The sequence below is a fragment of the Leptolyngbya sp. 'hensonii' genome (assembly GCF_001939115.1).
In the GTDB taxonomy this organism is placed as follows: Bacteria; Cyanobacteriota; Cyanobacteriia.
The window spans coordinates 508,845-532,970 of the sequence record NZ_MQTZ01000041.1 but is presented as its reverse complement, the minus strand read 5'-3'; the positions used below and the strand labels follow the sequence as shown (position 1 = coordinate 532,970).

Below are 24,126 nucleotides of genomic sequence, written 5' to 3'. Positions count from 1 at the left end.
ATGATCAAGTCAGTACAAATGACAAATGACAACTTAAACCAATCCACTGCGGAGGGCTACCACAGCGGCCTGAACCCGATCGTCCACAGCCAGCTTATTCATAATCCCGCGAACATGGGTTTTGATGGTATTGGGACTGAGGTAAAGCTTCGCTGCGATCTCCGGATTACTGAGCCCATCTACCATCAACTTTAAGACCTCCAGTTCCCGATCTGAAAGTTGGGCCAGATTGTTGACATTAGCTGGGGGTTTCAGGTGCTCCACCACCCGGCGAGCGATTTGAGGATCCAGATAAATGGCCCCTTCTTGAGCTGCGGCAATCGCGGCCAGAAGTCGGTCCACACGGGCTCCCTTGATGCAATAGGCATCGGCCCCAGTGGATAGGGCCGCCACAATTTCTGTCTCTGTGGTGTGGGAGGTCAGGACAACAACCCGCACGTCTGGGAGTGCTTCCTTGATCCGCTTGGTGGCTTCGATCCCATCCAAACGGGGCAGGCCAATATCCATAATAATGAGGTCTGGCTTTAGTTTCAGTGCTGCTTCTACTCCCAGATACCCATCATCAGCCTGACCCACGATCGTAAAGTGAGGCTCCGCCTGGAGGGACTGCTCCAGCCCCAGTTGCATCATTGGGTCATCTTCAACAATCAGGATCCGGAGTTGCGCAGATTCAGGTGCCATAAAAAATTGGGGAGTAGAATCGCAAAAATATTTCTATTACGGAAATAGGACTAAGCATTACTCATTTTATTCATAAAACTCCTATGCTAGTTGAGTGCTGACTGGGCACAGCCACCATTGGAATCTCAAACTGCTTGCATTCCGGTTCATGCAGACATCCTTAAGGTTTCCAGCCCTGCAGAAGATTGGGGCGGTGGAGAGGTTGGGAAAAGCATAATTGTTACAATACTCTATGTCCTACAGGTGTTTCACCCGTTTGGTTCCACGAGACAAATAAAACCTGAGTACAACACCCGAGAGAACAGAATCAATATGGCTGATGTAATTACCCCAGAAATTAGTGATCGCATCTGTACCCACATGAACGAAGACCACGCCGAGGCCATTCTGCTCTATGCCAAGGTCTTTGGGGGGAGCACAGAGGCAACAGCAGCCCGGATGGTGGCGATCGACCCCCAGGGTATGGATCTGGTAACCCAGTCTTCGATCGGGGAAGTTCCCCTGCGTATTACCTTTGACCACACCCTGCAGGATTCGGAAGACGCTCATCACACTTTAATTGCTATGGTGAAACAGGCCCGCAGTCAGTCGGCTTGATGCGGAATTTTCAGGACAGGCTTCCTGTTCTCTTCCGGAACCCTGATCCCAAACTCGAAGAACAGTACAGATGGGTTATTTAAATTGCATCCTGCCCATGCAGGGTGGTTCAAGCACAGGGGGCCTGATTGTGGATGAGGATGGACAACCATGACTGCCATCAATCTCAAGAGACTTGTGAAGCGGAAGGACGTTGCAGCCCTGGTGAGTGAGTTGGTGGCAGTGCTCGACAGGCCAATCGCGATTCAAAACCTCGATGGAACGCTGCTTTGGGGCGATAGTATCGATGCTTTATCTGAAAAGCATCCGATCGAACTGAATGGGGAAGTACTGGGCTGGGTTTTCGGCAATCCAGGCACAGCCATCATTGCTTCCCTATTAATCCATCTGGCCATCCGGGAACTAGAACAGAAGATGCTGGCCCGGGAAACTCTGGATAAGTACAAAGAAATTACCCTGCTCTATGACATTTCGGAAAAAATCACCGCCAACCTGGACCTGCAGGCAGTCGCCAATCTGGTGCTAGAAGAGGCCCAAAGGCTCATTCGTGGCACCAGTGGTTCCGTGGTTTTTTTCAATCAGGACCGTCAAGAGTTTGAAATCCTGGCCGCCTTTGGCGCAGAGTATCAGCATAAGCTGTCGATCGTGCCTGGAAAGGGAATCATTGGGATGGTTCTGCAATCGGGCATTGGGGAAATCGTGAATGATGTCTCCACCGACCATCGCGTTATCCCTGGTGAATACCAGTTTGCTTCCCTCATCTGTGCACCCCTGAAAACCAAGGATCGGGTGATGGGGGTCCTCAATCTCAGTAGTGTAGAACCCGTTAATTACACAGCTGCAGATTTAAAGCTCTTTAATGCCTTGGCTTCCCAGGCCGCTTCTGCCATCGAAAATGCAATGCTGCATGCCAATAAGCTGAAAGAAGAGCGGATTAAAAGTAACCTGGAACGCTACGTTCCTTCCCAGGTGGTTGAGGCCATTCTGCAAGCCAAGGATGATATCTCCCTGGAACCTGTCAAATCCGATATTGTGATGCTGTTTTCCGATATCCGAAGCTTCACCACCAAGTGTGAAGAACTGGCTCCAGAACAAATCGTTGGGTACTTGAACGAATACTTTACCCACATGGTTGAGGTCATTTTTGACTATGAAGGGACGGTCAATAAATTTGTTGGCGATATGATCGTGGCTTTGTTCGGGGCTCCGACCCACCTGAGGGAATGTGAGGAAAAGGCCATCCGGGCTGCGATCGCCATGCAGAAACGGATTCAGGAAGTGCCAACGACCTGGATTCGGGAAAATTTCAGAACCGGGATCGGGATCAGTAGCGGTCCAGTCGTGGTCGGTAACATTGGTTCTCCCCAGCACATGGATTACACGGCGATCGGCGATGAGATGAATATTGCCTCTCGCCTGCAATCGATCGCAGAGGGGGGGCAAATTCTCGTCAGCCGCAGTGTTTACGATGCCACCCGCCACCTATTTAGCTTCAAAGAATGTGGAGATTTGACGGTTAAGGGGAAACGCAAGACCGTAGAGGTTTTTGAAGTCTTATATTAGATACCAGAATAGAGCTGATGGCAGAGTTAATGACAAAGAAGATCCTGATCGTGGACGATGAGCCTCACATTCGGCTCTTAATTGAGCAAACCCTGGAAGATCTGGAAGACGAAGGGGTGGAATTGCTCACGGCCAGCAACGGCGAGGAAGCCCTTGAAACCATCAAGGCAGAAAGGCCACAGTTGGTCTTCTTGGATGTGATGATGCCGAAAATGAACGGCTTTGACGTTTGCAACGCCGTCAAGAACGAATTTGGCATCAAAGACACCTATATCATTATGCTCACGGCTAAAGGGCAGGAGTTCGATCGGCAGCGCGGGAGTAACGTGGGTGCTGATCTTTACATGACCAAGCCCTTCGACCCCGATGAAATCATTGAAAAGTCTCAGGAAGTGTTGGGCTTGAATTGAGCATTGGCCTTACTGGTGTTGGGGTTCACTTCGGTTCACCCAACCGACACCTGAGTCTACCCTCTACAGTGATGAGTGCGCTGGGGTTACCCAGGAAGGAGGACTGGTCATGGGGCTCACCCGATCGGGTTCATTGCCCCATCAATCTGTGCGGTTCCTCTGAAATTTGCTATACCTACCGTTGGTGATCGAGCTGTTGCCAGACGTGATTCGTGATGGAATCAATTTTCTCAGTAACACTTGTGACCAATGACCTTTAGCTGGAGAAGCTAGTTCATGCTGAAACTCTACGGTGGTGCCCGCAGTCGGGCGACGATCGTCAAATGGTACCTGGAAGAACTTCAGCTACCCTATGAATTTGTCCAACTGGATATGCAGGCCGGAGAGCATCTGCGTCCCCCTTACACCGAGATCAATCCCCTGGGGAAGGTGCCTGCGATCGTGGATGGAGACTTCAAACTGTGGGAATCGGGGGCCATCCTAATCTATCTGGCGGATAAATACGATCAAACTCTGACCTCTCCGGAAGACCGAGCCCTAATTTCCCAGTGGGCACTTTGTGCCAATGCCACGATGTCAGCCATGTTTGTCGAAGCTACCCGTGAGAAGGAAATGCCCCGGCTCCTGCCTCCCCTGAATCAGCTCTTGCAGAACCAGCCCTTTTTCCTGGGGGATAGGTTCACGGCTGCGGATGTGGCCATGGGAGCTACCCTGTTCTATGCCATCCTGATGCTGGGCATTAATTATGAGGCTTATCCTGCGATCGCAGATTATATTGGCCGGTTAAAACAGCGGCCTGCCTTTCAGAAAATCTTCGGTGGTTGATACCTCCCGTTGAGACGCGATTAATCCATTGAGACGCGATTAATCGCGTCTCAACTACCAGGTCGGCAACCAACGGCGGTTCTGGCCTGCTTCTGGCGAAAGGGGGAGTCCCAGGAAAAGGGGTAACCAATAGACAAAAGCAACCCCGATGACGACGATGATGGCAATCCCCAGCAATCGTTGCCACTGCTGACGACCCTGTAACCAGCGATCGACGACCCAGGCCAACCCGAGGGTGGCGAATACCAGGGCTCCCATGTAGTGGTAAATGAACGTGCAGCGAGTCACTCGCACCCAGGGCAAGAGGCTGGCGGCATAATTCAGGACAACATAGATCACTATCCAGAGATCAGGGCCAGTAAAGAGGATCAGGCTGGCTTCCGATCGGGGAGAAAAGCGGAGGTGGCTGGTCCACTGTTGGATCAGCATCCAGATCAGACCCAACAGCGCCACCATAGAAAACCACCAGAGATACGGATTTCCCATGGCGTGAACATCGTAGACGAGCCTGACCTCTGTAGCAGGGGGAGCTGGTTTTATCGGCACAATTTCCGTCAAGTTACGGGCTGTTTCGTAGACATAAACCACTGGACGACTCATCCAGGGCCAGGTAAACCAGGCAGAACAGTAAGGATGGACGGAAGGCTCATTCCCACCGACTCGTTGGTGATAACTCAGGATCTGATTTTGTACCTCCCAGAAGCCAAACATCGGCTCCAGTTTCAAGTGAGGAATCCAGATCAGGCTGTAAACGATTACAGGCACTGCTCCCAGATAAAGCAGTAGGGTTGGTAAACTCAAGCTCGTCAGGTTCTGAATAGAGGGTCTCTGGGTCTCTCTGGGTTGGCTTCTGGGTTCATCTTCATTTAAGGCCCTATTTGATCGCACCCGATGGCGATCGAGCAGTCGCGCCATCCAGGCACAGCCCCAAATCAGATATATCCCTAACAAAAACCAGAGCCCATTCCACTTGACTGCGATCGAAGCCCCGAAAAAGGTTCCCGAAGCCAGCAAGTAGGCAAACCGGTGCAACGATCGGGGTCGCACTTGAGGATTCAGGGCCATCAAGAGCAGCCACTGACCCAGAAGCCCAAACAGCACCAGGTAGACATTATTCAGGGCATACCGGGACTCGACCAGAAATAGACCATCCAGAGCTATAAAGACTCCTGCTATCAGGGCAAAGGTCCGACGGTGGCTGATCTGATAGGCGATCCCTGCCACTACCAGGGGAATTAACGTTCCCGTGATCGCATTCAGCCAGCGATAGCTCAGGGGCGAGAGCGGAACGCCCGCCAGCTCATTGCGAGGCACCTGGGCACCTGTAAAGACCTGTTCTCCTAACCAAATGCCCAGAGCAATCAGATATTTGCTGAGGGGAGGATGGCCATCAAAAAAAGGGGTTTGGGTCAGGTAATTGTGAGCAAATTTGACATAGTAAACTTCATCAAAGACAAAGATATTGAAACGCTCCAGGCCCCAAAGGCGCAGAAACAAGGAGAAGCCTATCAGGGCAACGATTCCCAGCCGAAACCAGAGCTGTGGGAATTGAAACAGTGGTTTAAACGAAGAAACAGGATGAGAAGTCATACCCAACTGGAGTCATACCGAAACTATGGTAGGAGCGATCGGGAATTAGTTCAAAGTGCCAGGGGCAAACATTGATTGATTTGTATCCCTGGCCTTAAACTTTGTTCACGGAGTATTGCTGTCGGTGACGTTTGCCACAAGCGTTGCGGAAATCCTTCTAACGTTAACGGATACGGTTATTTGCACACCTGAGTCTGGAGGATAATCTTGTCCCTGCAAGCAATTACGATACCCCCTGCCACGGGCGGAGCACCCACAGGATTGATTGCGCTCCTGCATGGCTGGGGGGCAAATGCGGAAGATGTTGCCGGGTTAGTTCCCTATCTCCATTTGCCGGATTATGCCATTGCCATGCCCAATGCTCCCTTTCCCCATCCTTACACGGCGATCGGGCGAATGTGGTACGACATCCCAACAGCGTACAGTTTCCAGAACAATGCACCGGAGCAGCCGGGCGAAGAATTAGCCGCCAGTCGAGCTCTGCTACAGACGTGGCTCCCAGCTACAGCAGCCAAGCTTGGTGTTCCTTTATCTCGAACGTTTCTGGCTGGCTTTTCCCAAGGAGGGGCCATGACGCTGGATGTTGGTCTGCATCTACCCCTGGCAGGTCTGATGGTTCTCAGTGGGTACCTGCATCACGATATCCCCAAGGCACTGACGGCCCCACCTGTGCTGATGGTTCATGGTCGGATGGATCAGGTTGTACCGCTCCGGGCTGCTCAGGGAGCCAGAGATCGGCTAATGACATCAGGTATCAATGTTCAGTACTATGAGTTAGACATGGGACATGAAGTCCAAATTTCAGTTTTAGATTTGCTACGGAGCTTTGTTCAGGCAGTAAAATTGGGTCAGTAGCTGTATACACAACTACATCCGGTTTGCCACACGCCTTGCCAGGAGGCACCATGATGAATGCCACGACATTTTCGGAACAAGAGGTCTCTCAGCTGACAGCAGAGGATGTCAAGCAAATGGCGACTCGTCTGGAAGAGGATAATTACACTAGCCCCTTTGAATGTCTGAGGGACTGGCATTTGCTGCGGGCAGTTGCCTTCCAACGACCCGAGCTGGTAGAACCCTATCTCCACCTGCTCGATCTGGAAGTTTACGACGAATCGTAGATGGGTCATTGGTCACTAGTGTTGCAAACAATAAATTTTGCAACATGGGGGTTTGGGGGCTGCGCCCCCAAGAGGGGGTTTCACCCCCTCCACCCCCTCGAAAACCTTTAATTTGATCTACTAGTCACTTGGTCATTCGTGATGGATCAGAGGGTATCTAATGGTGGATCCAGCAATATTTGTTACGGATCGCCTGACATCAAGCTGATTGACTGACAAATGACATATGACAAACACCGTATTTTGATTGGGGTGGGGGGAGGCATTGCGGCCTATAAGGTCTGTGAGGTAGTTTCCACCCTGGCTAAGGAGGGGAAGGATGTTCGGGTGATCCTGACTGAAAAGGCCCAGGCATTCATCTCGCCCCTGACCCTGGCAACCCTGGCCCGCCATCCGGCCTATACGGATGAATTATTCTGGCAACCGATTCATGGCCGTCCGTTGCACATTGAACTAGGGGAATGGGCAGAAGTCTTTCTACTGGCCCCTCTGACCGCCAATACCCTGGCCAAGCTGGCCTGGGGTATGGCTGACAATTTGTTAACGAATACGGTGCTGGCCTCTACCTGCCCAGTACTCCTAGCCCCAGCCATGAATACCGACATGTGGGAACAGCGATCGGTGCAACGAAACTGGCAGCAGCTCTGTGTCGATTCCCGGTATCACCAGGTAGGCCCAGGACAGGGACAACTGGCCTGCGATCGGGTCGGGGCAGGCCGGATGGCTGAACCAGCCGAAATTCTGCCTCATATCCAATCCTTGCTGCATACCCGTGGCCTGCGAGATTTGGCTGGCCTGCACATCCTGATTAGTGCCGGAGGAACCCGTGAATTTTTGGATCCAGTACGCTTTATTGGCAACCCTTCCACAGGCCGGATGGGGATCGCCCTGGCCCAGGCGGCTCTGCACCGGGGAGCTGAGGTGACCCTGGTCCATGGCCCGATGGAAAATGTCCTGCTGGAGCCTCTGGGTGCGGTTCGCCGAATTCCGATCGTCCGTGCCGATGAGATGCACCAAGCCATGCTCACCCATTTCCCCCGCAGTGATTGGACGATCATGGCAGCAGCGGTTGCTGACGTTAGCCCTGCCTCCTACAGTGCCGGAAAACTGTCCAAGCAGGCCCTGCCCGATTGCCTGCCCCTGAAAACAGTTCCTGATATTGTGGCTGAGCTAGGACAGCAAAAACAGCCCCACCAGCGGCTGATCGGATTCGCTGCCCAGTCAGGGGATATGCTAGCTCCGGCTCTGGACAAGCTGCAGCGTAAACAACTGGATGCGATCGCAGCCAATCCTATTGACCAGCCTGAGAGCGGTTTTGCCAGCGATCGGAATCGCGCTATCCTGCTGGATCGGCAGGGTCGAAGCCTGGAACTGGCTCCTGCCAGTAAGCTGCAGATGGCCCATCAACTGTTAGATTTTGTCCAGGGGATGGGAAAATGATCACGTTCAACCCCAAAATGGAGTAAGCTGATGGCTCTACAATTCACTGTTCCTGATATGGCCTGTTCTGCCTGTAGCGAAACCATTACCAAGGCCATTACGGCCCTTGACCCCATGGCCAAAGTTGAAGCCAATCTCCAGACCAAACAGGTCAATATTGAAACACAGGTTCCCGCAGCAGAAATCCGACAGGCGATTACCACTGCGGGATATACCTTGGCCTGACCTGAGTTGTGCAGGGAACAACCGGCAAAGTTCTTTGAGCCAACCCATTTTGACTTTGGAAGTGGGGCAGTTCTTTAAGACAAATTTCTAACCATCTCCACCAGAAAAATTTGGAAATCTCTGACGAAAGTAAGAGGTTATCTTCCCCCGACTGATCTACAGTTTTATTAGAGTTTGATGAGCGTCATGAATTGGCAAGTCGGCCAGAATATGGTTTGCGATCGCCCGGAACAGCTTTTGTCCGGTTGCATTATTGTGGCCCAGGATGATGAGAGTGTCATGATTTCCTGTCCTGCTGTAGGTATTGTGGTTACGGGCGAGCCCCATCGGTTGCAGGAATTAGGCTGGAAAACAGACGATAAAAGCCTCAGAAATAGTCTTCTCCCGATGTCCCAGTCTTAAACTCCACTTAAAAGCAACTTAAGCGCCAAAGACTACTTTAGGAAAAGTGCTTGCAGGCGTCTTGAGAAGTTGGGAGGAGGACAGTTGTGGGTAAGCGTTTGACGCGAAGAGACTTTTTGGCCTATTCCCTGGCTACGGGAGTCACCATCTGGACGGTTCATGAGCTGGCTGGGTTGCCCCTGGGAAAAAAGACGGAATTGCAACATCTGTTGGCGATCGATCCAGTCAATGCAGCCTCCCCTATCTTTCCCCAGAGTGTCGCTTCTGGGGATCCCCAACCCCATGGAATTACACTCTGGACCAGGGTCGAGCCCCAGCAATCCGGCCCGATCGTGTTACTTTTTCAGGTTGCTCAAGATCCCAATTTTAAGCAATTGGTCCTAGCTGGATATGCAGTTACGACTGCGGCTAAAGACTACACAGCGAAAGTTCAGGTTCACAATACTGCCCTGCAGCCCTTTACTACCTACTACTACCGCTTCATCCACAACAATGCGGTCAGTCCTGTAGGGCGCTTTAAGACATTGCCCGCCCGTCGAGACCATATCACAAAGGTTCGATTTGCCTACATCAGTTGCCAGGACTACACCAATGGCTTCTATACGGCCATGCGGTTTCTCTCCACTGAAGAGGTCGATTTTGTCGTTCACCTGGGCGACTATATCTATGAGCAGGTCTATGGGGGGGTCCGTCCCATTCAAGCCCTTCCCAGTGGTGAAAAGGTGGCGACGACCCTGGAAGACTATCGCTATTTATATCGGACTTATCGCTCTGACCCGAATCTGCAGCGCTTACATGAGCAGTTTGCTTTCATTGCCATCTGGGATGACCACGAATTTGCCAATGATGCCTACCGGCAATACAGCATCGACACCCCAGATGAATCCCAAAACCGCAATCCCCGCCGTCGCCGTGCGGCAAACCGGGCTTGGGCAGAATATATCCCTGCGGCCCCTGACTTTGAGCCCGATGAAGGGGCGATCGACTCGATTCAGATTTACCGCTCCTTTGTCTTTGGCGATCTGATGGAACTGGTCATGACCGATGAGCGGTTGTATCGGGATGGCCCACCCTGCGGTTTGCAGGAGCAACCCACAGCCACTAACCTGGAAGCCCGCTATTTTACTCCCGGATGTGCCAATCTGAAAAATCCGGCTCGCAGCATGCTTGGTAAAACCCAGCGGCAATGGTTCCTCAGCAAAATGGTCAAATCTACCCGGACCTGGAAAATCTGGGGGAATGAAGTCATGACCCTGCAGTTCAAAATCAAGGCTCAGTTTTCCCAAGCCCTGTTTGGCATTCCTCTGGATCTATTCTTTACTCTGGATCAGTGGGATGGCTATCCTGCAGAACGGCAGTTCATCTTCAGTTTGTTGGACAAAGCTGGGGTGAAGAATTTCGTCACGATTACAGGTGACTTGCATACCTTCATCGCAGGCTATCAACTGCTCAACTTTGATGACCCAACCTCCAAGCCGATCGGGGTTGAGTTTGTGGGCGGTTCTATCTCCTCTTCCAATATTGCCGAGCAAAGACCGGACTTGCCCACCCAGGTGGTCAATAATGTGGCCTATGCCAGCAATCCCCATTTCAAGTTTTTCAACTCTGCCACCCATGGCTACACCCTCGTCGAGGTCACACCAGAGGCGATGACGGTGACTTATAGAAGCGTCAGCACAATTACGGACCTGAACGCTACCGTTTCTACGCTGGCTGCTTTCAAGGTGCCTAAGGATCAGGTGCTGATTCAACCGATTTAGACCTAAGATAGGGTGATCTTCGTCCTTACGGCTGATTTCGATACAATTCAAATCAGCATGTTCATCCCTGACTGACTTCCTTGAAGCAATTTCCCCTTCCCCACCTGATTTTGGCAACGGCTGGCCTGTTTGCCTTAAGTAGCTGTAGCCTGCAACCTGAAGTAGCCAACCTTTCCAGTGGCACCAATGGTGGTTATTACCATCGATTGGGGCAACAAATGATTAGTTCTGCCGATACTAAGGTCAGCATGACGGTTCGTCAACTGGAATCTCAGGGTTCCAGACAGAACCTACAGCGGTTGCTCGATCGCCAGGTGGACTTTGCCCTGGTGCAGTTGGATGTCGCCAGTGAAGCTATGCGCCAGGGGAAGGTTCAGGCTGTCCTGACCCTTTCCAATGAACACATCCATGTGATTGCCCCCAACAATTCTCCCCTCAACTCCCTGGCTGACCTGCAGGGAAAACGGGTCGCCGTTGGTACCCCCGGTAGTGGAATTCGCTTCACCAGCGCCCAACTGTTGAAAGCTGCTGGGTTAACTGTCCGTGAAGATGAGTCAGACTTTGATACCGCCATCCAGAAGCTGAGGACAGGGCAACTCGATGCCATGATTTATGTGGGGGGTCTGGGAGGGAGCAAAAAGCTGCGAACCGAGTTCGAAACCGTCCCCGCTTTGAAAATATTGCCGATCCAACCGGGTCTGGTCAATTACATCACCATCCAGGATCCAGGGTCCTATCAGGCTGCGACCATTCCTCTGGGAACCTATAACCCTCGTCCAGAGATTCCGGCCCAACCCACTTCGACCCTTTCAACGGCAACGGTATTGGCCACCCGCCCCGATGTTAGTTCCCAAAAAATTGGACTACTGGCCTGGGCCATTATCTCCAGTGCTCGCCAGTACTCTCAGTTTTACCCGGAACTGAAATCTGGAGATAGCCAGGAACTGCTACAGAAGGGTATTCTCTATATCCATCCTGCGGCTCAAGATGTGTTTTTGCATGGCGACCCTCGCAGTGCCTGGATTCGCTATCTGGAAGGCAACAACGATCTGCAGGCCGGGATTTTCATTATCGTGGGCACCAGTATTCTGGGGCTAATTTTTCAGCAGGTGCGGCGGGAACGATCGAAAAAGCTGATCACCACCACGAACCGGAGCATTGCCGAGTTCAAGACTCTGCTTCCCCATAATCCCCAGCAGGCTATGGATGGCATCGAGGATCTGAGGCAGGAGCATCGTCTGCAATTTATTGACGGAACGATGACCGGTGAGGTCTATGAACAGATTCAGCAAAAAACTCAGATGTTTGCGGATCAGTGCCGGAATGTGTTGGAACAGCAACGTCGCCAGTTCATTCTCGACAATCTGTTGTTGCTGGATGAGTGGCAGGCTACGCTGCAGAGTGATTCGGAAGTGGCCATGCAGAAACTGGGCCAGCTCAAACAACAATACCGGGAGATGTTACTGGCTGGACAGGTGGATATCGAAGCCTACATTGAGCTGATGGAATTAACCCTGATGTCGGTCATGACCCTGACGAACGATCGATCGGCGCTGAGCCAGGGCACCGGGGAACATCCGGTCAGTAGCCGCTGATCATAATCCGGATTCTGCGTTAGCCCTCTACCCATTCACTGAATTCACCCGGATAAAAGCGATCGTCCAGAATTTCAGTCAGGCTGTAGCAATAACTGCTGTTTACTGCGGAGCACCATGGCCTGTTCTTGTGTCCAGGCATAGAAATCAGCTTCGTAAAGATTGAGTGCAGGCATTGAAGTCTTTGCTGGCTTTGGGTTTACTTCGGGCACTTGCATCAGGTTGAACCAACCACAATAGGTCCATTTTAGAACCCTTACCGATCACCCACAGGGTTCAGTTGCAGGAGTAGCACAGCCGATCGATGCAACCCCTCCCATTTTCTCCATGATGGGGATGTACACAAGCTGTATCGAGGTGGGAATGTACTTCAATTTAGCAGGATTTACGTTGGGTTCCGGTGTTTTGATTTTGCTGAGTTTCGTCGTGCTGCAATGGTTTCATGTCAGTGCTGGCAGTTTTCTGGATTGGGTAATCGGAGCAGTCAGCTTCTGGTGGTTGCTGGTGATCACGACCGTTCCCTGGAATCTCCACTTCCAGGCGAAAGCCGTGGTGGCCGAAGCCCTGATGTCCCGAGAGAAGGGGATTCCGGTGGATCAGTCCCAACTGGGCTATGGGCAGACCCTGGCCCAGCGATCGCTGCTGGTGGCCCTGATTCTGCACCTCCTCTCTGCTGTGGGGCTCTACACCCTGGCGGCCACTGGAATCAGTGCTGTTGGCTATGTCTCCTCTGGAGCAGCTCTGTTGCTCACGGGCTTGCGTCCGGTGGTGAGTGCCTATCAGTACTGGATGGCGCGGTTAATGCTGATCCAGCAGGAGGTCAAATATCCCCGTGAGGATGTGATCGAGTTGCGGCAACGGTTGTTTGATCTGGAGTTCAGAGTGCGACAACTGGATGATCAATTTGATAGCAACAATCCCCAAAGTTTTGTGGTGTCCTATCAACGGCAGAACGAGGCCATGCAGCAAGAATTAGTCGGCCTCTCCACGCGCTTGACCAGCCTCCAGGCCACCAATCAGGCGGATCACGATCGGTTATCCCATGAATCCCAGAATGCAATTTCCCAACTGTCTGAGGACAGTGAGTTCCTCAACCATGCCCGGGAAATCATTCGCTTCTTCAAAACAGCCTGAACCCGAATCAGACGGCTTAATGCTCAAAAATATCTTTGTATTGCAATAAATCCAGCAAAGCCATCGTGGAAATTGCCTCAAAACACTGTTGAGCCAAACTCCAACGATCTTCCCGTTGCAGCATCCCCATAAGTTTTTTGTGGACACTAATGAGATAACGGACATCATTGGCCGCATAGCGCAGTTGTTCTTCAGAAAGCTGTAGTGCATTGCCCCAATCTGAACTCTGGGCTGTTTTATCTAGCTCTATCTGTTCCAGTTCCAGCACCACATCCTTCAATCCATGGCGAGGTGAATAGGTGCGGGCCAGTTTGCTGGCCACTTTCGTACAGAAGAGGGGAGCGACCTGAATATCGAGATGGCAGCGCAACATCGCAATGTCGAAGCGGGCAAAGTGAAAGATCTTCAGGGTATTTTTTGCTTCCAGGAGCTGCTTCAAATGGGGTGCTTCCCGCTGCCCTTGCAGAATGCGAATCACCGTCACATGATCCTGTGGGTCGCATAGTTGCACCAGACAGAGGCGATCGCGATGGGGGAGCAGGCCCATCGTTTCCGTATCCACAGCCAGACTCTCTGCTTGCAGGTAGGCGGGGAGAAGGTCTTCGGGCAGGTCACGATCGACCACTTGAAAGTCTTTCAATTCCATAGGGGCAATAGGCGGGATGATCAGTCCGATGGTAGCAGGTATTATTGCTGGGACAGTCGTTTGACTTGCTGTCCCCCTAGCAGCTCGTGGGCTTCGGCCAGCATGGCTGGAATCCGATCGGCAAAAGGGCTGTGCTTGAGACAAGAGCTCAGATCCAACTCAGTCACCCGATCGGCTCGCTTGCCTGCAAACCAGTGGCCCCCATTGCCCAGCAGGTTGTATCGCATTTTGCCATACTCCACCAGGTCATAGGCCAGAGCCAGATTCCGCAGCCAGAGAATGGTTTTGATACTGATTTCCCCTGGGGTCTCCTTCGGGGTGGGCAACCCTTCCCACCAGCGCTGCACCCAATCTTCTCCCAGACGGACGATCGCGGCCTCTTCCAGGCGGGCCAGGATGGGGGGCAACAGATCATCGGCTTGGTCCAGCAGGGAGAGGGTTTTCAGGTGTTCATCAAAATCGCTGGGACGGGCAGCTCCGACGCTGAGGGTATGAACCTGGGGATGGTTGAGACAAAACAGATTGTTGAAGACGATCGGACTCAGGGGGGCACAGAGGTCAATCAGTTTCTGGGAGGGTTGATAGAGTAGCCCCCCCTTATTAGAAGGACTGATGATGAAAACCCCCATATCCCGGGCCGTCGCCTCCACAATGGCTGGCCAGTTGAACTGGAAAATGTAGTACCAGTGGAGGTTGACATAGTCAAATCGATCGGAGGCGATCGCCCGCTGAATCACCTCTGTGGGGCCATGGGTGGAAAAGCCAATGAATCGGATTTTTCCTTCAGCCTGCAACTGGTTCGCCACATCCAGACATCCCCCCGATCGCAGGCTCCAGTCCAGCAATTCGGCATTATTGATCCCATGTAATGCGAACAGATCCACCTGATCGAGCCGCAGATAGGCCAGGGATTCCTCAAAGGTTTGACGAAACTCCTGGGGACTGCTGCAGGGACTGACCTTGGTTTGAACAATCAGCTTTTCCCTGGGCAACCGGGGTAGGATCTGGCCCAGTTGCATCTCGGAACTGCCATATCCGCGAGCCGTTTCAATGTGGGTGATGCCCAACTCCACCGCTCGTTGAATGGTGGCTTCCAGATTGCGCTGACTATCGGCTGGAACCTCCGACAGAGGAACATCCTGCCACTTGTACTGGTAACGCATGCCGCCACAACTGAAGACGGGCATGGTTAATTCTGTGCGACCAAAACGACGATAGAGCATATCAGTTCAAGGCGTGAACATACAAGCCTTACATAAATGCCTTCAAGTTTGAATGTTAACCTTTAGGCTTGTCAGGCTTCTCTCACAACAGGCTTGCCATCGACCACTTCCCCCACCAGCACTAGGTCAGTCACCCCCACGAAAATTCCGTTTTCCAGCACACCGGGAATATTATTCAGGGTCTTTTCCATTTCTGCCGGATCGTCGATCGCAGTGAATTTTACATCCACCACCATGTTGCCCTGGTCCGTAATCACGGGTCCGGCCTTTTTCACGGCCATCCGCAGTTCTGGCTTCCCCCCCAGCTTTTCGATCAGGCGCATGACTGGGGTCACGGCCACCGGAATCACCTCCACGGGCACCTTGAAGGTAGAACCGAGACGGTCCACCAGTTTGGAGCTATCTACCACCACAATGAACTGATTCGCCATGGAGTCCACAATCTTTTCCCGGGTATGAGCTGCCCCCCCACCCTTGATCAGATTGTGCTGGGGGTCAACTTCATCCGCCCCATCGATCGCCAGGTCAATGTGGTCAATGTCATCCAGAGTCACCAGAGGAATGCCGTACTGTTTCGCCAGCACAGTTCCCTGAAAGGATGTGGGCACTCCCGTCACATCCTTCAGATCCCCGGACTGAAGACGTTCTCCCACGTACTGGATCATGAGGGCAGCAGTTGAACCTGAACCCAGACCGACAATCATCCCGGATTGCACCCGTGCCGCTGCAACTCTGGCAACTTCTTGTTTCATTAATTGAACGGGGTCAACGGCAACAGTCATAGCCTCTCCTTAAAAAGTAATGGGACGAAGTAGCTTCGGTTATTAGAGTAACCTACCCCGTGGCCCAATATCTTTAATGAGAGGCGATTTCCTTTCCCAGGAGACGATGGGTCCCATCCCAGGTACTCCTTGGGCCTGAAGACCTACCACTTCTTGTAGGGCAGAAACTTTCCGTTCATAGTGACCTTCACCCGATCGCCCTTTGGATCTTCCACTTTTTCAATATCCAGGGTGAAATCGATCGCACTCATGATGCCATCGCCAAATTTCTCATGAATGACCTCCTTCATGGGCATCCCATAGACCTGCATGATTTCATAGAAGCGGTAGATCAGCGGATCAGTAGGCACGATCGGTCCCAGCCCTTTAACCGGATAGGCCGCCAGTTCAGCCCCAACTTCCGACCCTAAACCCAGGGCCGCGACGATGGTTGCGGCCTCTTCTGGAGAAGCACTGGCCTGACGGTAAAAAACCGCTGCGATCCACACCTCATCTCTCCCCAGTTTTTGCTCCAGATCAGCAAAGGTTAGCCCTGCTGCAGCCTTGGCAGCCAGGAGTTTTTCGGTGATTGCTGGAATTTCTGAAACGGGCATAGTTCACTCCTTTAAGACTTCATCGTTGGTGTTCTTGAATCAATCCCAGATCAAAATTTTGCCGGTTCTAGACTGGGGCTGACTTGCGAATTCTTGCTTCTTCAACAGCACGAGTTTCACGGGATAGGTGTAACTCCATTTCTGCTTTCAGAGCATGATAGGCAGGGTGCTGGTCCAGGGTTTCCCGGTGACGAGGCCGGGGGAAGGGCACCTCCAAAATGCTGGCAATCTGAGCATGGGGGCCACGGGTCATCATGACAATCCGATCGGAAAGAAGCAGTGCCTCTTCAATACTATGGGTGATCAGAATGACTGTTTTACGTTGCTGATCCCAGATCCGCTCCACTTCATCCTGGAGAAACCCTCGGGTCAGAGCGTCCAGGGCTCCAAAGGGCTCATCCATCAACAGAATCTCAGGGTTAATTGCCAGGGCGCGGGCAATCCCCACCCGTTGCTTCATCCCACCGGAGAGTTCGTGCGGATGCTTGTGCTCCGCCCCTCGCAAGCCCACCAGATCGATATAGTCCTGGGCAATCGTTCGTTGACGGGCAACCGGCATCCTGGGATTGACAGTTTCGATCGCAAAGCGGATATTATCCAGCACGGTCATCCAGGGCATGAGGGCATAGTTCTGGAAAACCATTCCCCGATCGGGTCCCGGCTTCTGAATCGGCCTGCCATTCAGATACATCACCCCACTGGTGGGGTGAGAGAGTCCGGCAATGATATTCAATAAGGTGGACTTGCCACATCCGGAAGGCCCAATCACAGAGACAAAGGTATTCTCCGTAATGTCCAGATCAATGTTCTCCAGGGCAACATAATCCGAAGAGGTTCTGCGAAGCAGCCGATCAACCCAGCTTTTTCTCCCTTGATAAACTTTGGACACGTTACGCAGAGAGAGCTGAATCGGAGAAGACATAGAATCAAGCTGCAATGTACTGATGTGGGATCGAGTCATGATTGTTTACCAAACGCAACCCATCGTTGAAGCAAAGCAAACAGGCGATCCAGAATCAGCCCCACCAGGCCAATTAAAATAATGGCCGTGATGATACTGGTAATTTTCAGGTTGTTCCATTCGTTCCAGACGAAGTAGCCGACGCCAGTGCCCCCCACCAGAATCTCAGCGGCCACAATCACTAGCCACGCAATGCCAATGCTGATCCGCAGCCCTGAAACAATGCTGGGGGCCGCCGCAGGCAGAATCACCTTCAAAATTGTGCGCCAGCGAGAAGCTCCCAGGGTTCGAGCCACATCTAGATAGGCTGGATCTACCGTACTGACCCCAAATTTGGTGTTAATCAATGTGGGCCAGATGCTGGTGATGGCAATGACGAAAATAGCGGTGGCTTCAGAATTTTTCAGCAATCCCAGACCTAAAGGCAACCAGGCCAGAGGTGAAACTGGCCGCAAAATTTGAATGTAGGGGTCAACCCCTCTCGAAAGAACATCTGAGAGGCCAATCAGCACTCCCAGGGGAATCGCGATCGCCGATCCAATGGCGAATCCGATCAGGACGCGACGCAGGCTGGTCAGGATATGCCACCCAATCCCCTTATCATTGGGGCCATAGTCAAAAAAGGGATTGGAGACCCAAAACCAGAATTCCTTCAGGGTCGCAGTGGCCGAGGGCATGAGTTGGGAAAACCACTTTAAGTGGAACCCCAATTCCCAGAATCCCAAAACCAATGCCAGCAGACCCATAAACACCAGAAATACTTGCTGGTCTTTGTTTAGGGAAAGTCCCGGTATCTGTGGTAAGTCACTAGAGGCCATAACAAATCTGCTATCTACGGAGTAGGTGATTTCGGCAGAGGCTGACGACTGCAGGCCAGACCTCTGTGGGGTGGATGGGAAGTCCTAGACTTTGTTTTGCTTGATCTGGGCATCAATGTAAGCCTGCGGGTTAGCCGGGTCGAAGCTATCAAACTTCAACTTCTCTGTTTTGGCTGCTTCCGTTGGGGGAGTCTGGCCCAGTTCCTTGGCCAGTTCCCGGGCTGTATCGGTGAGGAAAATTTCTTTGGCCACCTTGTCATATTCTGCTTTATCCTTGGGCATCAGATCCCAACGAACCAGTTGGGACATAATCCATTTGGCAAAGCTCTGCCAGGGATAGGGATCAAACCCAATCCGATCGGGCACATCCTGAGTATTGCCCAGACCATCCTCAAACTTGCCACTGAGCACCGCCTCAACAACTGGCAGGGGCTGATTCAGGTATTTGCGCTCAATCAAAGCAGCCGCGATCGTGGCTCGATTGGCCCGATCGTTGGCATATCCGGCGGCATCAATAATGGCCTTATTGACAGCCTTAAAGGTATTGGGATGGGCATCGATCCAGGTCTGGCCAGCAGCAAATGCACAGCAGGGATGGTTCGGCCATAATTCTTTGCTCAAGATATGGATGTAGCCCACCTTCTCAAATACAGCCCGCTGGTTAAAGGGATCGGGCATCAGCATGGCATCAATATCTCCGGATGTCATCTTGGCCACACTATCTGGAGGCGGGACGGGCGTGATCTTGACATCCTGATCAGGATCAAGGCCACCTGTGGCCAGATAGTAGCGCAGTAGCAAATTGTGCATGGAGAAGGGGAACGGCACACCAATGGTGAAGCCTTTGAAATCTGCAGGCCCTTTCACCTTGTCCTTGTGTTTAAGGGCGATCGTAATGGCCTGACCGTTAATATTCTCAATGCTGGCCAGTTTGATCGGGAAGGAGGCGGAGCCCAACCCTAGGGTGATAGAAATGGGCATGGGGGAGAGCATGTGATACGCATCCAGTTCCCCTGCGATCGCAGAGTCTCGCACGGCGGCCCAGTTGGGCATCTTCTTCACTGTGACATTCAGGCCATACTTTTGATAAAAGCCCAGAGGCTCTGACATCACGATCGGCGTTGCACAGGTAATGGGGATAAACCCGATCGTGAGGTTCTTCTTCTCCAGATTACCGGCAGAATTGGCTGCTGTGGGGGACTGTTCAGCGGGTGGTGGATTGGCTGTTTTGTCTCTGCAACTGGTCATACCAACCAGAGCCGCCGCCACAACTACCCGTTTCAGAAATTCCCGCCGAGTAAAGTTGCCATTGCGAATCGTATTGCTAAAAAACTCGGTGGCATGGACACCAAAAGCTGCCGCAAAAACCTGATCCAATCCTCCTGCTTCCCGAATCAACTCTCGGCAAAACTTTTCCCTGTCCGGGTTACCACCACCCACCTGTTGCAGCAGCAGGGCTTCCTTCAGTTCAATGTCCATCAAAGACTCTGCCAAGTCCAGGACTGGCTGTTGGTACAGTCCCATCTTGATCAAATCCTGGATCAGATCTGCCGGGTCCTGGGGCATCCCTTCAGTAAATTGCCAGTGGTCCTGGGGTAAATGGGATCCCCCACAAGGACAATAACTCAACTCCACTCCAGACGGCGATTGCAGCATATTGGCAAGTACCATAGGTCATTCCAACGGGTTGAATGAGAACAAAACCGCACACTTATTGCCTGTAAGGTACCAGAGGACTGCAGCAGAAACATTGGACTGGTTTTCGCAAGAGTAGGATTTTCTTTCGATCTTTTCAGGCAGAAAGTAATCGCGTTGAATTGCGCCAGATTTGCGGAGGTTCCCCATGCAGCTGACGAAACTGACGGGTAAAGTAGCCCACATCCGCATAACCCACCGCCTCAGCCACCTGCTTAATGGACTGAGTTGTATCCCGCAGGAGTTGTCGAGCCTGAAACATTCGCCGTTCCGTAATCCAGCGCTTGACACTATATCCCGTCAAGTCCTGGGCCAAATTCGTCAGATAGGCTGGTGAGTAGCCTGCTGCTTCAGCGACATCCCCTAAGCCGATCGGTTGCCAGTAATTGGCCTCAATAAACGTAAACATCTGGGCCAGACGGGGGCAATGGGGAAAAATATCTGAACTTGGATCTGAACTAACTGCGGGATGGGAGCGTCTGGCATCCAGGTTTGCTGATGGGGCACTGAAATGTTCCCTCAGAAGGGCTTGTCGTTGTAACCGCATGGCAATCGCCGCCAAAAACTGCTCTACCGTACAGGGTTTGGTGAGATAGTCGTCACTCCCCAGAGCCATGCCCTGACGTAAATCAGCCATGGTCACCTTGGCGGTTAAGAAGATGAAGGGAATGGCAGCCGTGGGCCGATGCTGGCGGATTGCTGAGAGGACGCCATAGCCATCAATATCAGGTAGCATGATGTCGCAGACAATTAAATCCGGCAAGTGGCTCTGGGCAAGCTTAATGCCGATCGTGCCCTGCTCAGCTTCGATCGCACAAAATCCCTCGAAGGCCAGACATTTCATGAAAATATTGCGAGTCTGCGCTTCGTCCTCAATGACCAGAATTTTTGTCATGGTTACCTGACTCACAGAACGGCCTGGATGATGTAGCGTATTTTCCATGTCCTGTTTCTAGCTCTGTCAGGCTCATCTGGCAGTGTAGTGGAATACCAATCGTTGGTTTTAATATTGATTGCCCGTCAGTAATTCTGGATCTATGCGGCAGCACTACTGGCTTCCTTCAACCCTAAACCTCCAAGGTGAATCCGCCAATCCAGATCTCCCTTCTCCCCCCGATCGGGACCTGCAAACCCTCCGTCGCCAGCATGAACTGATCCTGAATTCGGTAGGTGAGGGGGTTTATGGGCTCGATTTGGATGGAAAAGTCACCTTTGTCAATCCGGCAGCGGCCAAAATGATTGGCTGGGCAGTTGAGGATCTCATTGGTCGTTCCATGCATGCCGTCCTGCACCATTCCAGACCCGATGGTAGTCCCTATCCCGTCCATGCATGCCCGATCTATGAAGCCTTTCGGGATGGTAGAGTGCATCGTGCTAACACAGAGGTTTTTTGGCGCAAGGACGGCACTAACTTCCCGGTGGAGTATATTAGTACTCCCATGCAGGACGAAGACGGTCATGTGGTGGGTACCGTTGTGGCCTTTCAAGATATCACCCAGCGGAAATGGGCTGAAGCTGTCTTGCAGCGAACCAATGAAGAACTGGAGCTGAAGGTGCGGGAGCGCACGGCTGAGCTCTGTCAGGCCAATGAGCAACTCCAGGAATTAAGTGAAATTAAGTCTCGCTTTGTGGCAATGGTTTGTCACGAATTTCGCAACCCATTGAATAATATTTTGCTCTCAGCCTCTTCTCTGGAACGCTATGATGCACAACTTTCGATCGAGCAACGGCGCGATTATCTCGATGGGGTCAAGTCTGATGTGGAACGCATGACTCACATGATTGATGACATTCTGGTAATTGGCAAAATTGAGGCTCGCAAATTAGCGCTGCATCTCCAGGCTATCAATCTGGTCCCGTTTTGCCACCTTTTGGTCACAGACATCCAGCACACGGCTGCCTGGCCTCATATCACCTTTGCCAGCCGTCACCGGAGCTTAATTGCCAATCTGGATCAACGGTTATTGTGGTCTATTCTGACGAATATTCTCTCCAACTCCATGCGTTATTCCCCCGATCGCACCCCCATTGCCCTGCGCCTCTCCCAATATGCGGGTCAGGTCATTTTCCGCATTACGGATCAGGGAATTGGCATTCCGAAGGAGGATCTACCCCATTTGTTTGAGCCTTTCCACCGGGGCAAAAATGTCAGTAATATTCCTGGAACTGGATTGGGGTTGAACATCGTGAAGCGGTTTGTTGATTTGCACCAGGGACAGATTCGGGTAGACAGCAAGGTGGGGCGGGGAACAACCTTCACCGTAACTCTACCGGTACATGGAACCCCCGTTACTGGCTAAGCCTGAACCCATGCTGTCAATGTTACTCCTCGGCAGTGACTCTCGAAACGCTGTAAGATATTTGCGACCCTTCGTTATCTCTTGAGGAAAGTTGTTTTCGCTGTCCCATGAACAATTACCCATCGCCTGAAATCTATGATGCTATTGTCGTTGGATCTGGAGCTACAGGTGGCGTTGCAGCGAAAGAACTGAGCGAACGAGGGTTAACTGTGCTGGTTCTGGATGCCGGTCCTCAGTTAGAGCCTGAAGCTGCCCTGGGTAATAATCTGGGCAATACGGCCCGACGTTTTCGCAACCTCTTGATTACCCGGAAACAGTCCTACCAGGCGCTCCATCCCGGATATTGGAAAACCAATCCGGATCTATTTGTGGATGAAACAGAAAACCCTTATACAACACCGCCGGATCAGCCTTTTTACTGGATGCGGGGACGGCAAGTGGGGGGCAAGAGTCTGACCTGGGGTGGAATCACCCTGCGGCTATCGGACTATGAATTCAAAGCAGCCAGTCGGGATGGCTATGGAGAGGACTGGCCCCTGACCCATGCGGACCTCGCTCCCTACTACGATCGACTGGAGCAGTTTTTCCAGGTGCAAGGGGAACGGAATGGGTTATCGCAACTACCAGATGGCCAGTACCAGCACCCCGCAGCCTTCACCCCAGCAGAGGAGTACCTCAAAACCCTGGTGGCCGATCGCTGGCCCGATCGCTCCCTGATCATCTCTCGGGGCTTTCCTCGCCATCAGCCCAACCCGGACAAACCCTGGCCCCGCTCCTCCAGTGTTGGGTCTTCTCTCAAGGCCGCCCTGCTGACTGGAAAGGTCTCCCTGCAGCCCGATGCCGTGGTCAGCCATATTATCTTTGACCCCCAAACCCGTCAGGCCCGGGGGGTGGGCTACATTCACCGAGTCAACCAGACAGCCCATGAGGTTTGGGGTCGGATTGTCATCCTCTGTGCTTCAACGATCGAATCCGTGCGCATCCTGCTGCATTCAACCGAACAGCATCAATCCGGGGGTCTGGTCAACGAATCAGGGCTACTGGGGCGTTATCTGATGGATCACATCTCCACCATGAGCTTTTTTACCCTGCCCAGCTTCAAACAACCCTCTCCACCCTTTGAACTGTCTGGATGTGATAGCTTTTTCATTCCCCGGTTCTCCAACCTCCAGCCCCAGGAGGAATCATTTTTGCGGGGTTATGGCCTCTGGGGAGGCGTGCAGCGCTTCAGTATTCCCCATGTCGTGCGCAAATTTGGCGACAGTGCCCTTGGGTTTCTGGTTGGCCATGGGGAAGTTCTTCCCCGCTATGAAAATCAGGTACAACTGGACCCTATGGTGGTTGATACCTGGGGCATTCCTGTTGCCCATATTGACTGTAGTTGGTCTGATAATGAACACCAGATGCTGGCCCACATGCAAAGCCAAATCCAGGAACTGGTAGACTTGGCCGGAGGGCAATGCCTGAGGCTAACGGAGTTGCTGAAAGCTCCAGCCTATCCCCGTGCCCTGCGGCAGTTGGAAGAGACGGTGATGTTTGCTGCCCCTCCTGGTTTTTATATCCATGAAGTGGGGGGAGCCCGGATGGGAACGTCTCCGACCAATTCGGTGCTCAATCCCTACAATCAGTGCTGGGAAGCCCCCAATCTTCTGGTGGTGGATGGGGCTTGCTGGCCCTCGGCAGGCTGGCAAAATCCCACTCTGACGGAAATGGCGATCACGGCTAGGGCCTGCGAGTTTATTATCAACAGCTTGAAATAACCTGC

At 52.3% G+C, this 24,126-nt stretch carries 25 protein-coding genes; 14 read left to right on the top strand and 11 right to left on the bottom strand.

Features of this window, described 5'->3' with window-relative positions:
* Positions 1-33: 33 nt before the first annotated feature.
* Positions 34-681 (bottom strand): response regulator transcription factor, encoded by a 648-nt coding sequence (locus BST81_RS14180; protein ID WP_075599115.1) that lies wholly within the window; start codon positions 679-681, stop codon positions 34-36.
* A gap of 312 nt (positions 682-993) precedes the next feature.
* On the opposite strand from BST81_RS14180, the gene BST81_RS14175 reads away from it, so the two are divergent.
* From BST81_RS14175 to BST81_RS14160, 4 genes are all read left to right on the top strand, one after another.
* Positions 994-1,278: a DUF2470 domain-containing protein gene (locus tag BST81_RS14175; protein WP_075599114.1), complete on the top strand. Its 285-nt coding sequence runs from the start codon at positions 994-996 to the stop codon at positions 1,276-1,278.
* 150 nt (positions 1,279-1,428) lie between these two features.
* Entirely contained in the window at positions 1,429-2,841 is a 1,413-nt protein-coding gene (locus BST81_RS14170; RefSeq protein WP_075599113.1) for an adenylate/guanylate cyclase domain-containing protein, read from the top strand.
* A gap of 29 nt (positions 2,842-2,870) precedes the next feature.
* The gene (locus BST81_RS14165) at positions 2,871-3,251 is read left to right on the top strand and encodes a response regulator (RefSeq protein WP_075599177.1); all 381 of its coding nucleotides are present in this window, start codon (positions 2,871-2,873) and stop codon (positions 3,249-3,251) included.
* Positions 3,252-3,527: 276 nt separating this feature from the next.
* Entirely contained in the window at positions 3,528-4,076 is a 549-nt protein-coding gene (locus BST81_RS14160; protein ID WP_075599112.1) for a glutathione S-transferase family protein, read from the top strand.
* 54 nt (positions 4,077-4,130) lie between these two features.
* On the opposite strand, the gene BST81_RS14155 is transcribed toward BST81_RS14160, so the two are convergent.
* Entirely contained in the window at positions 4,131-5,666 is a 1,536-nt protein-coding gene (locus BST81_RS14155) for a phospholipid carrier-dependent glycosyltransferase (RefSeq protein WP_075599111.1), read from the bottom strand.
* 207 nt (positions 5,667-5,873) lie between these two features.
* On the opposite strand from BST81_RS14155, the gene BST81_RS14150 reads away from it, so the two are divergent.
* The 7 genes from BST81_RS14150 (at position 5,874) to BST81_RS14120 (ending at position 12,209) form a co-directional block, all read left to right on the top strand.
* On the top strand, positions 5,874-6,521 hold the full coding sequence (locus BST81_RS14150; RefSeq protein WP_075599110.1) for a serine esterase: 648 nt from the start codon (positions 5,874-5,876) through the stop codon (positions 6,519-6,521).
* Between the two features lie 50 nt (positions 6,522-6,571).
* The gene (locus tag BST81_RS14145) at positions 6,572-6,787 is read left to right on the top strand and encodes a DUF2555 domain-containing protein (RefSeq protein ID WP_363080062.1); all 216 of its coding nucleotides are present in this window, start codon (positions 6,572-6,574) and stop codon (positions 6,785-6,787) included.
* A gap of 219 nt (positions 6,788-7,006) precedes the next feature.
* The gene (gene coaBC / locus BST81_RS14140; RefSeq protein ID WP_075599108.1) at positions 7,007-8,227 is read left to right on the top strand and encodes a bifunctional phosphopantothenoylcysteine decarboxylase/phosphopantothenate--cysteine ligase CoaBC; all 1,221 of its coding nucleotides are present in this window, start codon (positions 7,007-7,009) and stop codon (positions 8,225-8,227) included.
* A gap of 30 nt (positions 8,228-8,257) precedes the next feature.
* Entirely contained in the window at positions 8,258-8,452 is a 195-nt protein-coding gene (locus BST81_RS14135; RefSeq protein WP_075599107.1) for a heavy-metal-associated domain-containing protein, read from the top strand.
* Positions 8,453-8,638: 186 nt separating this feature from the next.
* Positions 8,639-8,854: a hypothetical protein gene (locus BST81_RS14130; RefSeq protein WP_075599106.1), complete on the top strand. Its 216-nt coding sequence runs from the start codon at positions 8,639-8,641 to the stop codon at positions 8,852-8,854.
* Between the two features lie 86 nt (positions 8,855-8,940).
* Positions 8,941-10,614 carry an alkaline phosphatase D family protein gene (locus tag BST81_RS14125; RefSeq protein ID WP_075599105.1) on the top strand — a complete coding sequence of 558 codons (1,674 nt, stop codon included), beginning with the start codon at positions 8,941-8,943 and terminating at the stop codon, positions 10,612-10,614.
* 80 nt (positions 10,615-10,694) lie between these two features.
* Entirely contained in the window at positions 10,695-12,209 is a 1,515-nt protein-coding gene (locus tag BST81_RS14120) for a TAXI family TRAP transporter solute-binding subunit (RefSeq protein ID WP_171974760.1), read from the top strand.
* A 74-nt stretch (positions 12,210-12,283) separates the two neighbouring features.
* On the opposite strand, the gene BST81_RS28485 is transcribed toward BST81_RS14120, so the two are convergent.
* Positions 12,284-12,385 carry a DUF29 family protein gene (locus tag BST81_RS28485; RefSeq protein WP_216351327.1) on the bottom strand — a complete coding sequence of 34 codons (102 nt, stop codon included), beginning with the start codon at positions 12,383-12,385 and terminating at the stop codon, positions 12,284-12,286.
* A 160-nt stretch (positions 12,386-12,545) separates the two neighbouring features.
* Between BST81_RS28485 and BST81_RS14115 the strand changes: the two genes are divergently transcribed.
* Entirely contained in the window at positions 12,546-13,343 is a 798-nt protein-coding gene (locus BST81_RS14115; RefSeq protein ID WP_253188282.1) for a hypothetical protein, read from the top strand.
* Between the two features lie 16 nt (positions 13,344-13,359).
* Here the strand turns inward: BST81_RS14115 and BST81_RS14110 are convergent, their stop codons facing one another.
* The 8 genes from BST81_RS14110 to BST81_RS14075 all read right to left on the bottom strand — a co-directional run bounded on the left by BST81_RS14110 (position 13,360) and on the right by BST81_RS14075 (position 20,956).
* Positions 13,360-13,989 (bottom strand): ribonuclease H-like domain-containing protein, encoded by a 630-nt coding sequence (locus BST81_RS14110; RefSeq protein ID WP_075599103.1) that lies wholly within the window; start codon positions 13,987-13,989, stop codon positions 13,360-13,362.
* Positions 13,990-14,030: 41 nt separating this feature from the next.
* Positions 14,031-15,212 carry an aldo/keto reductase gene (locus tag BST81_RS14105; protein WP_075599102.1) on the bottom strand — a complete coding sequence of 394 codons (1,182 nt, stop codon included), beginning with the start codon at positions 15,210-15,212 and terminating at the stop codon, positions 14,031-14,033.
* A 71-nt stretch (positions 15,213-15,283) separates the two neighbouring features.
* Positions 15,284-15,994, bottom strand: coding sequence for a ribose-5-phosphate isomerase RpiA (gene rpiA / locus BST81_RS14100; protein WP_075599101.1), 711 nt, complete (start codon positions 15,992-15,994; stop codon positions 15,284-15,286).
* 143 nt (positions 15,995-16,137) lie between these two features.
* A complete protein-coding gene (gene cynS / locus BST81_RS14095; protein WP_075599100.1) occupies positions 16,138-16,587 on the bottom strand; it encodes a cyanase in 450 nt (149 codons plus the stop codon).
* A 67-nt stretch (positions 16,588-16,654) separates the two neighbouring features.
* Positions 16,655-17,548 (bottom strand): ABC transporter ATP-binding protein, encoded by an 894-nt coding sequence (locus BST81_RS14090; protein WP_075599099.1) that lies wholly within the window; start codon positions 17,546-17,548, stop codon positions 16,655-16,657.
* A complete protein-coding gene (gene ntrB, locus BST81_RS14085; RefSeq protein WP_075599098.1) occupies positions 17,545-18,366 on the bottom strand; it encodes a nitrate ABC transporter permease in 822 nt (273 codons plus the stop codon). Before ntrB ends, BST81_RS14090 begins: the two co-directional genes overlap by 4 nt.
* 84 nt (positions 18,367-18,450) lie before the next feature.
* On the bottom strand, positions 18,451-20,037 hold the full coding sequence (locus tag BST81_RS14080) for a CmpA/NrtA family ABC transporter substrate-binding protein (protein ID WP_075599097.1): 1,587 nt from the start codon (positions 20,035-20,037) through the stop codon (positions 18,451-18,453).
* A gap of 121 nt (positions 20,038-20,158) precedes the next feature.
* Positions 20,159-20,956: a helix-turn-helix domain-containing protein gene (locus tag BST81_RS14075; RefSeq protein ID WP_075599096.1), complete on the bottom strand. Its 798-nt coding sequence runs from the start codon at positions 20,954-20,956 to the stop codon at positions 20,159-20,161.
* A 142-nt stretch (positions 20,957-21,098) separates the two neighbouring features.
* On the opposite strand from BST81_RS14075, the gene BST81_RS14070 reads away from it, so the two are divergent.
* Positions 21,099-22,361: a PAS domain-containing sensor histidine kinase gene (locus BST81_RS14070; RefSeq protein WP_075599095.1), complete on the top strand. Its 1,263-nt coding sequence runs from the start codon at positions 21,099-21,101 to the stop codon at positions 22,359-22,361.
* A 107-nt stretch (positions 22,362-22,468) separates the two neighbouring features.
* Positions 22,469-24,121, top strand: coding sequence for a GMC family oxidoreductase (locus BST81_RS14065; protein WP_075599094.1), 1,653 nt, complete (start codon positions 22,469-22,471; stop codon positions 24,119-24,121).
* Positions 24,122-24,126: the final 5 nt, after the last annotated feature.